This window comes from Streptomyces tibetensis, from assembly GCF_040647715.1.
Classification (GTDB): domain Bacteria; phylum Actinomycetota; class Actinomycetes; order Streptomycetales; family Streptomycetaceae; genus Streptomyces; species Streptomyces tibetensis_A.
In genome coordinates this window covers 205,101-217,251 of the sequence record NZ_JBEZCR010000015.1, presented here as the reverse complement: position 1 = coordinate 217,251, position 12,151 = coordinate 205,101, and the positions used below count along the sequence as shown (strand labels likewise).

13 protein-coding genes are annotated in these 12,151 nt (G+C 72.4%); 9 read left to right on the top strand and 4 right to left on the bottom strand.

Annotated elements, in window-relative coordinates; genetic code table 11:
• Positions 1 to 8 precede the first annotated feature (8 nt).
• Complete coding sequence (locus AB0B29_RS33240; RefSeq protein ID WP_362245679.1) at positions 9 to 800, top strand: ABC transporter permease; 792 nt, start codon at positions 9 to 11, stop codon at positions 798 to 800.
• Positions 801 to 1,036: 236 nt separating this feature from the next.
• Entirely contained in the window at positions 1,037 to 1,642 is a 606-nt protein-coding gene (locus AB0B29_RS33235; protein ID WP_362245656.1) for a TetR/AcrR family transcriptional regulator, read from the top strand.
• A gap of 7 nt (positions 1,643 to 1,649) precedes the next feature.
• Here AB0B29_RS33235 and AB0B29_RS33230 read toward each other — a convergent pair whose 3' ends face one another.
• The 4 genes from AB0B29_RS33230 to AB0B29_RS33215 all read right to left on the bottom strand — a co-directional run bounded on the left by AB0B29_RS33230 (position 1,650) and on the right by AB0B29_RS33215 (position 5,286).
• Positions 1,650 to 1,973 (bottom strand): DMT family transporter, encoded by a 324-nt coding sequence (locus AB0B29_RS33230; protein WP_362245654.1) that lies wholly within the window; start codon positions 1,971 to 1,973, stop codon positions 1,650 to 1,652.
• Between the two features lie 138 nt (positions 1,974 to 2,111).
• On the bottom strand, positions 2,112 to 3,122 hold the full coding sequence (rsgA, locus tag AB0B29_RS33225) for a ribosome small subunit-dependent GTPase A (RefSeq protein ID WP_362245652.1): 1,011 nt from the start codon (positions 3,120 to 3,122) through the stop codon (positions 2,112 to 2,114).
• Positions 3,123 to 3,139: 17 nt separating this feature from the next.
• Positions 3,140 to 4,456 (bottom strand): 3-phosphoshikimate 1-carboxyvinyltransferase, encoded by a 1,317-nt coding sequence (aroA, locus tag AB0B29_RS33220; RefSeq protein ID WP_362245650.1) that lies wholly within the window; start codon positions 4,454 to 4,456, stop codon positions 3,140 to 3,142.
• Positions 4,457 to 4,563: 107 nt separating this feature from the next.
• Positions 4,564 to 5,286 carry a M50 family metallopeptidase gene (locus AB0B29_RS33215; RefSeq protein WP_362245648.1) on the bottom strand — a complete coding sequence of 241 codons (723 nt, stop codon included), beginning with the start codon at positions 5,284 to 5,286 and terminating at the stop codon, positions 4,564 to 4,566.
• Positions 5,287 to 5,384: 98 nt separating this feature from the next.
• Here AB0B29_RS33215 and AB0B29_RS33210 point away from each other — a divergent pair, with 98 nt between their 5' ends.
• The 7 genes from AB0B29_RS33210 to AB0B29_RS33180 all read left to right on the top strand — a co-directional run bounded on the left by AB0B29_RS33210 (position 5,385) and on the right by AB0B29_RS33180 (position 12,129).
• Positions 5,385 to 6,200 carry an SOS response-associated peptidase gene (locus tag AB0B29_RS33210; RefSeq protein WP_362245646.1) on the top strand — a complete coding sequence of 272 codons (816 nt, stop codon included), beginning with the start codon at positions 5,385 to 5,387 and terminating at the stop codon, positions 6,198 to 6,200.
• A gap of 28 nt (positions 6,201 to 6,228) precedes the next feature.
• Entirely contained in the window at positions 6,229 to 6,903 is a 675-nt protein-coding gene (locus tag AB0B29_RS33205) for an alpha/beta hydrolase family protein (RefSeq protein ID WP_362245644.1), read from the top strand.
• 310 nt (positions 6,904 to 7,213) lie between these two features.
• A complete protein-coding gene (gene sigR / locus AB0B29_RS33200; protein ID WP_189723136.1) occupies positions 7,214 to 7,900 on the top strand; it encodes an RNA polymerase sigma factor SigR in 687 nt (228 codons plus the stop codon).
• The gene (gene rsrA, locus AB0B29_RS33195) at positions 7,897 to 8,208 is read left to right on the top strand and encodes a mycothiol system anti-sigma-R factor (RefSeq protein WP_362245642.1); all 312 of its coding nucleotides are present in this window, start codon (positions 7,897 to 7,899) and stop codon (positions 8,206 to 8,208) included. Before sigR ends, rsrA begins: the two co-directional genes overlap by 4 nt.
• 154 nt (positions 8,209 to 8,362) lie before the next feature.
• Positions 8,363 to 9,754 carry an HD-GYP domain-containing protein gene (locus AB0B29_RS33190; protein ID WP_362245640.1) on the top strand — a complete coding sequence of 464 codons (1,392 nt, stop codon included), beginning with the start codon at positions 8,363 to 8,365 and terminating at the stop codon, positions 9,752 to 9,754.
• A complete protein-coding gene (locus tag AB0B29_RS33185) occupies positions 9,751 to 11,031 on the top strand; it encodes an HD-GYP domain-containing protein (RefSeq protein WP_362245638.1) in 1,281 nt (426 codons plus the stop codon). The genes AB0B29_RS33190 and AB0B29_RS33185 overlap by 4 nt, the downstream gene beginning before the upstream one ends.
• Positions 11,032 to 11,148: 117 nt before the next feature.
• A complete protein-coding gene (locus tag AB0B29_RS33180; RefSeq protein ID WP_362245636.1) occupies positions 11,149 to 12,129 on the top strand; it encodes a tetratricopeptide repeat protein in 981 nt (326 codons plus the stop codon).
• Positions 12,130 to 12,151: the final 22 nt, after the last annotated feature.

Here is a 12,151-nt window from a genome sequence, read left to right as displayed (position 1 = left end):
AACGCCCGATGAGTTCCCTCGGCCTCGCGCTGCGCGACTCCTCCACCATGCTGCGCCGCAACCTCCTGCACGCCCGGCGCTACCCCTCCCTCACCCTGAACCTCCTGCTCACCCCGATCATGCTGTTGCTGCTCTTCGTGTACATCTTCGGCGACACCATGAGCGCCGGCATCGGCGGTGGCGGTCCGGACCGTTCCGCGTACATCGCCTTCGTCGTCCCCGGACTGCTGCTGATGACCATCGGCAGCACCACGATCGGCACCGCGGTCTCCGTCTCCAACGACATGACCGAGGGCGTCATCGCCCGCTTCCGCACCATGGCGATCCACCGCGGGTCGGTGCTCGTCGGGCACGTGCTCGGCAGCGTGCTGCAGGCGGTCGTCAGTGTGGTGCTCGTGGGCGCCGTCGGTGTGGCCATCGGCTTCCGGTCCACCGACGCCACGGTCCTGGAGTGGCTGGCCGCCTTCGGCCTGCTCGTGCTCTTCGCCACGGCGCTCACCTGGATCGCCGTCGGTATGGGCCTGGTCAGCCCGAACGCCGAGGCGGCGAGCAACAACGCGATGCCCCTGATCCTGCTGCCGCTGCTGTCCAGCACCTTCGTCCCGCTCGACGCGATGCCGGGCTGGTTCCAGCCGATCGCCCGGTACCAGCCGTTCACCCCGGCCGTCGAGACCCTGCGCGGCCTGCTGCTCGGCACCGGGATCGGCCACAACGGATGGCTCGCCCTCGCCTGGTGCCTGGGCCTCGCGGCGCTCGGCTACTTCTGGTCGACCTCGAAGTTCGACGGCGACCCGAGGTAACCGCCGTGACCTCGCGGGCCCGCTCCCGCGGACGTCCCACCCCAGGGCGGCGTACACCGACAACCGGTCGGAGTGCGCCGCCGGTTCGCACGCACGCGGCGAAGGCCCGGCACACAGGTCAACGCCCCGCGCTGCAAGGCCGAAACGCGCCCCCGTGCGCGCCCGCGAACCCTTGACAGTGGTTCCACGCGCGTCAAATCTGGGCGCAGAGCCGCTCGCCCCAAGGGGAGGCGAAGATGCCTGCAGCACGGGAATCCCTACTGGACGCCGCTTACACGGCGCTGGTGCGCCGGCCGTGGTCCGCCGTACGGATGGTGGACGTGGCCGCGGCGGCCGGAGTGTCCCGGCAGACGCTCTACAACGAGTTCGGCAGCAAGGACGGCCTCGCCCGGGCACTCGTGAGGAGAGAGGCCGACGGATACCTCGCAGGGGTGGACCGTGCCCTCGCCGCGCACAGCGACCCGTGCGACCGGCTCACCGCCACCGCCGAGTGGACCGCCTCGGCGGCCCGGGGCAACGTCCTCGTCCGCGCCATGCTCACCGGCTGCTGGAGCGAGCGACTGCCCGCCCCGGCCCTGACGGCCGTGCGGTCCAGCTCCGCCGTACCGGCTCAACGCCGCGCCGACGGACCGCTGCCCTCACCCGGCGACTTCGTCGCCCTCGTCCGCGACCGGGCCGTCACGATCCTGGCCGGACCCGCCACTCCCAAGTCCGACACCGCCGAGCTGGCCCGCTCCTGCGAACTCGCCGTCCGGCTGGCCCTGTCGTGCGTGGCCGCACCGCCCGGCGAAGGAGGCGTCGCCGGTCTAGTCCGCAGCGCCCTTCCCCGGAAGGCCGGCTGACAGGGCGTCAGTGCGCGGAACCCGACAACTGCAGCCCGATCACACCGGCGATGACGAGACTGATCGACACGATCTTCAGTACCGACACCAGGTCACCCAGGAACACCATGCCGTAGATGGCCGTCCCCGCCGCCCCGATACCGGTCCACACCGCGTACGCGGGACCCACATCGAGTCGTCTCAATGCGAGGGTCAGCAGTCCGAAGCTGCCGAGCGCGAAGATGCAGAACGCGACCGTCGGCCAGAGCCTGGTGAAGCCGTGCGACAGCTTCAGACACACGGCGAAGCCGGTCTCGAGCAACCCGGCCACGATGACCAGCAGCCACGCCATGAGTCGTCCTCCCGTATCCCACGTTCAGTGACCGCTTCATCGATCTCAGCGCGCTCGTCAGGCCTTGGCCGGGCTCGCGTCCGGCTTGGGTGCGATTATGCACTTACCGTCCGCACGCCAGGACAAACAACGCGGAGGTCAGTCGCCTTCCTTGCGCTCACGCGTGGCCAGCAGCCGCCGCAGCGAATACAGCCGCGCCGGATCCGCGTGCCCCTCGGCCACCCACGCGTCGAGCGCGCAGTCCGGCTCGTCGTGACTGCACGCGCGCGGGCAGCCCTCGGTGCCCGGCTCCAGGTCGGGGAAGGCGTGGATGACCTGGGACGGGTCCACGTGGTGCAGTCCGAAGGACCGCAGGCCCGGTGTGTCGATGACCCAGCCGTCGCCGCCCGACAGCGGAAGCGCCAGCGCCGAGGTGGTGGTGTGGCGCCCGCGGCCCGTCACCGCGTTCACATGCCCGGTCGTACGCCGCTGCTCCTCCGGCACGAGCGAGTTCACCAGAGTCGTCTTGCCGACGCCGGAGTGGCCGACGAACGCGGTGATCTTGCCGTGGAGCTGCTCGCGCACGCGGGCGAGGGCGGTGCCGTTCTGCAGCTCCTCGCGGCTGGTGACGACGTAGGGGATGTCGAGGTGGCCGTACAGCTCCAGCAGCTTGTCGGGCGGCGCGAGGTCCGACTTGGTCAGGACCAGCAGCGGCTCCAGGCCGCCGGCGTAGGCCGCGACCAGGCAGCGGTCGATCAGCCGGGGGCGGGGCTCCGGATCGGCCAGGGCGGTGACGACCGCCAGCTGGTCGGCGTTGGCCACGACCACGCGCTCGTAGGGATCGTCGTCGTCCGCCGTGCGGCGCAGGACGGAGGTGCGCTCCTCGATGCGCACGATCCTCGCGAGTGAGTCCTTCTTGCCCGTCAGGTCGCCCACGATGGCCACGCGGTCGCCGACCACGGCCGCCTTGCGGCCCAGCTCGCGGGCCTTCATCGCCATGACCACACGGTCCTCGACGAGGCAGGTCAGGCGGCCCCGGTCGACGGTGAGGACGAGTCCCTCGGCGGCGTCCTCGTGCTTGGGGCGGATGTTCGTCCGGGGCCGGGTGTTGCGGCGGCCCGGACGGGTGCGGATGTCGTCCTCGTCGGTGTGCTTGCCGTAGCGGCGCATGACGTGATCCCTGCGTCCTACGCCCCGAGCATCCCGGTCCACAGGTCGGGGAAATCGGGCAGGGTCTTGGCCGTCGTCGCCACGTTCTCGATCTGCACGCCGTCCACCGCCAGTCCGATGACCGCGCCGGCCGTGGCCATGCGGTGGTCGTCGTAGGTGTGGAAGATCCCGCCGTGCAGCCGGCGCGGGCGGATGTGCAGACCGTCGGCGGTCTCCGTGACGTCGCCGCCGAGCTCGTTGATCTCCTTGGTCAGCGCGGCCAGCCGGTCCGTCTCGTGCAGCCGCAGATGGGCCACGCCGCGCAGGGTCGACGGGGAGTCCGCGAGGGCCGCGACCGCCGCGATGCCCGGCGTCAGCTCGCCGACCTCACCGAGGTCGACGTCGATGCCGTGGATCGAGCCGGACCCGGTGAACACCAGGCCGTACTCGGTCAGTTCGCAGGAGCCGCCCATCTCGGTGAAGATCTCGCGCAGCCGGTCACCGGGCTGCGTGGTGCGGGAGGGCCAGTCCGGGACGACGACCTTGCCGCCGGTCACCAGCGCCGCCGCCAGGAACGGCTGGGCGTTCGACAGGTCCGGCTCGATGACCAGGTCCCGGCCCAGCAGGGCACCCGGCGAGACCCGCCAGACGTTCGGCTCGCCGCCCGACTCGGGCGTGTCCACCTGGGCGCCGACCGCGCGCAGCATGTCGACCGTCATGCGGATGTGCGGCATGGAAGGGAGCGTGGAGCCCGTGTGGCGGACCTCGACGCCCTGGTTGAACCGGGGGCCGGACAGCAGCAGGGCGCTCACGAACTGCGACGAGGAGGAGGCGTCGATGGCGACCGTGCCGCCGTCCAGGGCGCCGCTGCCGTGCACGGTCAACGGCAGCGCGCCGCGGCCGTCGTCGTCGATCCGGGCGCCGAGCTGACGCAGCGCGTCGATGACGCCGGTCAGCGGACGCTCGTAGGAACGGGGGTCGCCGTCGAAGCGGACGGCGCCGTCGGCGAGCGCGGCCACCGGCGGCAGGAACCGCATCACCGTGCCGGCGTTGCCGACGTCGACCGTGGCCGGGCCGCGCAGGCCCGTGGGGAGCACCCGCCAGGCCTCGCCGGTGCCCTCGGGGCCGACGCCCTCCTCGATCTCGATGCCCATCGCACGCAGCGCGCCGGCCATCAGCAGGGTGTCGCGGGAGCGCAGGGGGCGGCGGAGCCAGCCGGGCTCGGAGGCGAGGGAGGCGAGGACCAGGGCACGGTTGGTGACCGACTTGGACCCCGGCACGTGGACCGTCGCGTCGACGGCTCCGCTCGCGTGCGGGGCGGGCCAGAGGGCGGTGTCTGCGGTGTTCGGGGCCATGGCCCCACTTTATAAGCCGGGCGACTTCCGAGTGCGGCGCCGTCGGCGCGGTCGCGCCCGCGTGGTCGAGGCGCACACCCGGGGGCACGTGCCCCTCGGGCCGGCTGTCACATCTCCAGCAGCCAGCGGCCCCCGCCGATCAGCGAGCACAGCGACACCGCGTGGAACAGGAAAAACCACAGCCCCGCCGGTACGTGCGTCAGCCGCGACAGCTGGTCCGCGTCCGAGTCGCCGGCACCGCCCCGGGCCCGCTTCGCCTGGAGCTCGAAGGCCGGGCGGACTCCGCCGATCAGCAGGAACCACACCACCGCGTACGCGAACGCCGCCTGGACCTGGGGGCCGGCCAGCCACGACACCAGCACGAACAGGCCGCCGGTGACGAGCATGGTCAGGGCGCCGTAGGCGTTGCGGATCATCACGAGCATGGCGAGCAGCAGGGCCGTCGCCAGCCACAGCAGGAGCGTGATGCGGCCGGCGCCGAGCAGGGCCGCGCCGCCGAGGCCCAGCAGGGGTGGGGCGGTGTAGCCGGCGGCCGCGGTGAGGATCATGCCGATGCCGTGCGGCTTGCCCCGGCTGACGGTCAGGCCGCTGGTGTCCGAGTGCAGGCGTATTCCGGTGAGGGTGCGGCCGGTGAGCAGGGCCACGAGCCCGTGACCGCCCTCGTGGGCGATGGTGATGGCGTTGCGGGAGATGCGCCACAGGCCGTGCGGGATCACCACGGCGAGCGCGGCGCCCAGGGTCGCGATCACCACCCACAGATCGGGGTCGGGCTGCGTACCGGAGACCTCGTCCCAGAGGGAGGCGAGCGAGGCGGTTGCGGTGACGTCCATGTGTGGCGTTGGCTCCCTGTGGTCGATCGGGGCGGCGTGCAGCGCCGTCGTCGCGGGGTGGTGGCCGGGCGACGGGTGGGCCTGGCAGTGTGGCACGTATGTGCGGACGGTATTCAGCGAGTCGTAGGCCAGAGGATCTCGCAGGCATCTTCGAGATCGAGAAGTGGGAGCCCGAGGAGACCTTCGAGCCGGACTACAACGTGGCGCCCACCAAAGAGGTCTACGCCGTCCTGGACCGCCCCCTGAAAGACGCGGACGACCCGCGGCCGGTTCGCCAGCTGCGCACGCTGAAGTGGGGGCTCGTCCCGTCCTGGTCGAAGACCCCCGAGGGCGGCGCCCGGATGATCAACGCCCGCGCGGAGACCGTCCACGAGAAGCCGTCCTACCGCCGTGCCTTCACCTCGCGGCGCTGCATCCTGCCGGCCGACGGCTACTACGAGTGGGTCACCGGCACCCAGGAGCGCGAGCTGGAGGTCGAGGGCAAGAAGAAGCGGCCGCGCAAGCAGCCGTACTTCGTGACACCGGCGGACGGGTCGGTCTTCGCGATGGCCGGGCTGTACGAGTTCTGGCGGGACAAGACGCTGCCGGACGACCACCCGCAGGCCTGGTGGGTGACGTGCTCGGTCATCACCACGGAGGCCGAGCAGAGCCCCCTCGCGGTCTCCCCGGCCGACGGGCCCCGGGCGCTCGCCGAGATCCACCCCCGGATGCCGCTGATGCTGACGCCCGACCGCTGGGACGCCTGGCTGGACCCGTCCCGCACGGACACCGACGACCTGCGCGAGCTGCTCGCCCCGCCGCCCGCCGGGCTGATGCGTGCCTATCCGGTCGCCACCGCCGTCAGCAACGTCCGCAACAACGGGCCGGAGCTGCTGAAGGAGCTGGAGGGGCCCGAGGAGGGCACACTCTTCTGACGTGGCGAACGTAACGAGCGTGAGGGACGTGACGAACGTGACGAAGGCGGCCGATGCGACGAACGCGGCCGGTGTGACGACCGAGACCGTCGAGACCGACGCGGGAACCGCCCGCATCACCTGGCACCGGGCGAAGAAGCCCCGGCTCGTCCTCGCCGTCAGTCATGGAGCGGGCGGCGGCATCGAGGCCCGTGACCTGACCGCCCTGGCCGAGGTCCTGCCCGCCCACGGCGTGACCGTGGCCCGGGTGGAGCAGCCCTGGCGGGTGGCGGGGAAGAAGCTGGCACCCGCACCGAAGACGCTGGACACCGGCTGGCGGGGCATCTGGCCCGCGCTGGCGAAGTCCGGACTGCCGGTCGTCTCCGGCGGGCGCAGCGCCGGAGCCCGGGTCGCCTGCCGTACCGCCGCCGAGCTGGGCGCCCACGCCGTGCTCGCGCTCAGCTTCCCGCTCCACCCGCCGGGCAAGCCGGAGAAGTCCCGCGCGGCGGAGCTGCTGGGCGCCGGGGTGCCCACGCTGGTCGTGCAGGGCGGCAACGACCCGTTCGGGAAGCCGGAGGAGTTCCCCGAAGGGGAGTACGAGCTCGTGGAGGTCCCGTACGGGGATCACGGTTTCGCTGTGCCGAAGCGTGCTGATGTCTCGCAGGAAGAGGCCGTGGCGGTCATCACGGGGGCGGTCGTGGAGTGGGCCGGGTCACTCGGGTAAAGCTTCGGGAATGCCGGGGCGGCGGTCACTGTTGTGCGGGACGTACGTGCTGGAGACCAGCACCGACGTCGTAGGAGAGGGAGTCCGCCGCATGGGTTCGACCATCTGCCCGCCCGTCACCCGCCACCACCCCGTGGACGGGCTGCGTCCGGCAGAATCCGATTCGACCCGCAGCAGCCGGGCCGACCTGGACTGGACGGTGCTGCACGCGGCCAAGACCGCCCCTGTTCGGGCGGCGGGCGGACCGGATCGTCGTCTATCCTCCGATTCGGGTGAGACCGGTCTCGGTCTCACGAGAACACTCGAGGAGGTGGGTCCGGTCACTGGGACCGACGCAGGGACCGAACACGGCCAGGCGGAGCAGCCCGAGGGCCAGGGCGGCACGGGCGCGGAGACGGCCGCGGAGCGCAGTGCGCGCTTCGAGCGGGACGCGCTCGAATTCCTCGACCAGATGTACTCGGCCGCGCTGCGCATGACGCGCAACCCGGCCGACGCCGAGGACCTGGTGCAGGAGACGTATGCCAAGGCGTACGCGTCCTTCCACCAGTTCCGCGAGGGCACCAACCTCAAGGCGTGGCTGTACCGGATCCTCACCAACACGTTCATCAACTCGTACCGCAAGAAGCAGCGCGAACCTCAGCGCTCCGCGGCCGAGGAGATCGAGGACTGGCAGCTCGCCCGCGCCGAGTCGCACATGTCGACGGGCTTGCGCTCCGCGGAGTCGCAGGCGCTCGACCACCTGCCCGACTCGGACGTGAAGGAGGCGCTCCAGGCGATCCCCGAGGAGTTCCGCATCGCCGTCTATCTCGCGGACGTCGAGGGGTTTGCCTACAAGGAGATCGCCGACATCATGGGGACACCCATCGGTACGGTGATGTCCCGGCTGCACCGGGGTCGCCGTCAGCTGCGCGGCATGCTGGAGGACTACGCCCGTGACCGCGGGATGGTGCCGGCCGGTGCCGGAGAGTCGAACGAAGCGAAAGGCTCGGGGTCATGAGCTGCGGAGAGCCGCACGAGACGGATTGCAGCGAAATCCTCGATCATCTCTACGAGTTCCTCGACCGTGAGATGCCGGACTCGGACTGCGTGAAGTTCGAGCACCACTTCGAGGAGTGCTCGCCCTGCCTCGAGAAGTACGGGCTCGAGCAGGCCGTGAAGAAGCTCGTCAAGCGCTGCTGCGGGCACGACGACGTGCCGGGCGACCTGCGGGACAAGGTCATGGGGCGGATCGATCTGATCCGCTCCGGCCAGGCCGTCCCCGAGCAGGACGTCACGGCCTCGCCCGCCACGCCGCGGGAGTCCTGACACTCCTGCACTTTTCAACTACCCCACCTCTGCGCGGGTAGTCACCCTCGAACACGTCACTCGAACGTGCTAACCCGCGGGTTATCGGCCCGCGGAGCCCCCTGCCGCCGTCCTAGGCTCCCGGCCTGACGGACCTGGCCGGGGGGAGGGGCACATGGAAGCGGTACCGGCACGGGCACGGGTCTACATCGCCTGTGTCGTCACGGCCGCCCTGCTCTGTCTGCTGCCGCAGCCGGGCACCCATACCGCCTGGTGGGCGGTCGTACTGCTCGCCGGCCTGTACGCCGGATGCGAGCGCGTCGCCCGGTCCCGGTTCGTCGGGATCTCCCACCCGGCCGGGACCTTCTACCCCGTGCTGCTCGCCGGTGCCTTCCTGTTGCCGGCGCCCGCGGCGGCGCTGGTGGCCGTACCCGGCGCGCTGCTCTCGCAGGTCGGTCAGCGGCCCGTGGCGCTGCGACGCGTCTGGCGGGCCGCCCAGCTCGTCCTCGGGGTGTGGGCCGCGGCCAGGACGCACCGGCTGCTCGGCGGGCCGGAGGCGGTCGTCACGGGCGACGTCCCGTACGCCCTCGGGCCGGCCGGGGCGGCCGTGCTGGCGTTCTGCCTGGTGCTCGCGCTGCTCGACGGCGGGATCCTGGCCGTGGCGGAACGGGTGCCGGTGCGGCGGGCCTGGCGGGGGCTGGTGGCACGCTCGCTCGCTCCGATCGCCGTGCACGGCCTCGCCGGGCTGATGATGGCCGTCCTGTGGCGCAGCCCCTACGGGCCCGTGGCCGCGCTGCTCGTGCTGCTGCCCATGTGCGTCTCGTGGTGGGCGTTCGCGCAGTACCACCGGGAACGCGCCGCCCATCAGGCGACCATCCGGGCGCTGGTGCAGGCCGTCGACATCAAGGACGGGTACACCCGCGGGCACAGCGAGCGGGTCGGGCAGGCCTCCATGATGATCGCCCGCGAGCTGGGCATGGCCGACGAGCGCGTCGAGGTGCTCCGCTTCGCGGGGATCCTGCACGACGTCGGCAAGCTGGGCGTGCCCACCCGGCTGCTCAGGAAGGACGGGCCGCTGACGCCCGAGGAGCGGCGGGTGATCGAGCTGCACCCCGAGTACGGGCACGAGATGGTGCGCGGCATCGGCTTCCTCGGCGAGGCCCGCGCCGCCGTGCTGCACCACCACGAGCGGCTCGACGGCAGTGGTTACCCCTACGGCCTGGTGGGCCGTCAGATCCCGGAGTCCGCACGGGTCGTGGCCGTCGCCGACGCCTTCGACGCCATGACCTCCACCCGCAGCTACAGCAGGGCCCGGCCCGTCGCCGTGGCCCTGGCCGAGCTGGAGCGGTGCGCGGGCAGCCAGTTCGACCCGGTGATGGTCGCCGCTCTCGTCGAAGCCGTCGGGCGGACGGGGTGGCACCCCGCGGTGACCGCCGACGACGAGGAGACCCGCCCACCAGGCGAGGAGACCCGCCCACCACGGGTGCCCCCGCCCGGAGCACACGTGTCCGGCCACCCGGGAGCCCACCGACAAGCGCGTACCGGCCGTCCGGGAGCCCACCGATGAGCGCGTACCGGCCGTCCGGGAGCCCACCGAGGCGCGCGTACCGGCCGCCCCCGCTCTTCACCCTCGTCCACGCCTGCGCCGGCGTCTTCGCCGCCGGCTCCCTCGCCGTCACCCTCTACGACGGCCTGGAGGAACGCCGGGTCGCCCTCGCCTTCGGCGTCCTCGTCACCGTCGGCGAGCTCACCCGGCGCAACGGCGCGCGGGTCCGGGAGCCGGCACCGCTCGGAGCCGCCGCGGCCCTGTCCTACGCCCTGCTCGGCGAGGCCGGCGGACGGGCCACCCATCACGGCCCCGCCCAGGTCGTCGCCGTCGTGCTCGCCGCCTCGCTGCTCGGCAGCGTCCCGCACGTCGCCCGCGGCCAGGGGCCCACGCTCGACCACGTGGCGCGCCGGGTGCTCACCGTCGGCTTCGTCGCCGTGTGCTTCCAGCCCCCGTACAACCGGGGCATGTTCGACGACTGGGGCGGCCCCGCCTACGCCCTGCTGCTGCTCGCCCTGCTGTCCCTGACCGCGTTGTGCGACGCGGTGCTCGCCGCCGCCCTGGCCCACACCCGCACCGGCCGGCCCTTCGGACCGGCGTTGCGGGACGAACTGCGCGCCGTGCTGGGCATCGGGTCCGCCGTCATCGCCACCGGGGCGGTGATGGCGCTCGCGGTCGCCGTCGTGGGGCTGTGGGCCCTGCCCGTCTTCTCCGTACCCCTGCTGCTCGCCCAGATGTCGTTCCGCCGCTACGCCGCCGTCCGGGCGACCTACCGGCAGACCATCGCCTCCCTCGCCCGGGCCACCGAGGTCGCCGGATACACCCCGGCCGGGCACGCCCGGCGCGTCGCCGTGGTCAGCAAGGCGGTGGGGCGTGACCTGGGGCTGACCGAGCCCGAGCTCGCCGTACTGGAGTACGCCGCGCTCATGCACGACATCGGCCAGCTGAGCCTCGTCGACCCGGTGCCGGCGGGCGCCACCGCCGCGCTGCCCGCCTCCGAGCAGCGGCGGATCGCCCTGCTCGGCGGGGCCGTCGTGCGGCAGACGGGCGTCGACGAGGCGGTGGCCGTGGTCGTGGAGCGGCAGGCCGACCCCTACGCCGAGCAGCCGCTCGCCGCGCGAATCGTCCGGGCCGTGAACGCGTACGAGGAGAAGTCCCGGGAAGGAGGGCCGGGCGGGCCGCTGAAGGCGCTGGAGGAACTCCGGCTCGCCACCTCCGGGACGTACGCCCCGGAGGTGGTGGAATCACTGGCCCGCGTACTGGCAAGGAGCAGTCTGACCCTGCCCGTGGCTGGGTAACCCATGGGTAATGAGCGCCCTCGAGGCCGTACGTGGTTGGATGCGAAGGAGAAGGTGTCCGGGGGCTCGAAACACAGCTACGGCCAGCCCACCGCACGGAACTGGCAGGCGGGAATCGTGAGGATCTTCGGTAAGGGACGGCACCGGCCCTCCGCCTCCTGGCGGCAGGCCACGGACCGGGCGTTCACCCTCATCGGCGACGGCCGGTACGAGGACGCAGGCGCACTGTTGACACGTGCCGCCGATCTGGAGCCCTGGCTTTCCGAGTCCTGGTTCAATCTCGCACTGCTGCACAAGTTCCGGCACGACTGGGAGCAGGCGAGGACGGCCGGACTGCGCGCCGTGGCCCTGCTCGACCGGGACACCGGCGCGCCCGACTGGTGGAACGTGGGCATCGCGGCGACCGGGCTGCAGGACTGGCCGCTGGCCCGGCGCGCCTGGCAGGCCTACGGGCTGCGGGTGCCGGGAGCGGCCAACGGCTCCGGTGAGCCCCTCGGCATGGAGCTCGGCAGCGCGGCCGTACGGCTGTCCCCGGAGGGGGAGGCCGAGGTCGTGTGGGGACGGCGGCTGGATCCCGCGCGGATCGAGGTGCTGTCCATTCCGCTGCCGTCGTCGGGGCGGCGCTGGGGCGAGGTCGTCCTGCACGACGGTGTGCCGCACGGGGAGCGCACGACCGCCGCCGGGGACACGTATCCGGTGTTCGACGAGATCGAGCTGTGGGCGCCCTCGCCGGTGCCGACGTGGGTGGTGCTGCTGGAGGCGGCGACCGAGTCGGACCGGGACGCGCTGGAGCAGCTCGCGGCGGACGCCGGGTTCGCCGCGGAGGACTGGTCCTCCTCAGTGCGGTTGCTGTGCCGGATGTGTTCCGAGTCGCGCATGCCGTCGGACGAGGGTGACGGGGAGCACCTCGACCCGCACGATCACAGTGAGCCGGGGCACCCCGGGCCGCTGGGGCATCGCACGGACGGGCAGCTGTGGGTGCCGGAGCGGGAGTGCGGGTTGGCTGCGCCGGCCTCGCTGGTTCGGGGGTTGCTGGACGGGTGGGTGGCCGACAGCCCGGATTCCCGGGACTGGCGGGATCTGGAAGAGGTCTGCTAGGTCGCCCGACGGGTGCGGCGCC

What these genes read in the sequence shown, in the direction of transcription:
- rsrA (WP_362245642.1), top strand. Translation starts at nt 7,897, where the DNA reads ATGAGCTGCGGAGAGCCGCACGAGACGGATTGCAGCGAAATCCTCGAT.
- AB0B29_RS33240 (WP_362245679.1), top strand. Translation starts at nt 9, where the DNA reads ATGAGTTCCCTCGGCCTCGCGCTGCGCGACTCCTCCACCATGCTGCGC.
- rsgA (WP_362245652.1), bottom strand. Translation starts at nt 3,122, where the DNA reads ATGCGCCGCTACGGCAAGCACACCGACGAGGACGACATCCGCACCCGT.
- AB0B29_RS33190 (WP_362245640.1), top strand. Translation starts at nt 8,363, where the DNA reads ATGGAAGCGGTACCGGCACGGGCACGGGTCTACATCGCCTGTGTCGTC.
- AB0B29_RS33230 (WP_362245654.1), bottom strand. Translation starts at nt 1,973, where the DNA reads ATGGCGTGGCTGCTGGTCATCGTGGCCGGGTTGCTCGAGACCGGCTTC.
- AB0B29_RS33235 (WP_362245656.1), top strand. Translation starts at nt 1,037, where the DNA reads ATGCCTGCAGCACGGGAATCCCTACTGGACGCCGCTTACACGGCGCTG.
- aroA (WP_362245650.1), bottom strand. Translation starts at nt 4,456, where the DNA reads ATGGCCCCGAACACCGCAGACACCGCCCTCTGGCCCGCCCCGCACGCG.
- AB0B29_RS33185 (WP_362245638.1), top strand. Translation starts at nt 9,751, where the DNA reads ATGAGCGCGTACCGGCCGTCCGGGAGCCCACCGAGGCGCGCGTACCGG.
- AB0B29_RS33210 (WP_362245646.1), top strand. Translation starts at nt 5,385, where the DNA reads ATGTGCGGACGGTATTCAGCGAGTCGTAGGCCAGAGGATCTCGCAGGC.
- AB0B29_RS33215 (WP_362245648.1), bottom strand. Translation starts at nt 5,286, where the DNA reads ATGGACGTCACCGCAACCGCCTCGCTCGCCTCCCTCTGGGACGAGGTC.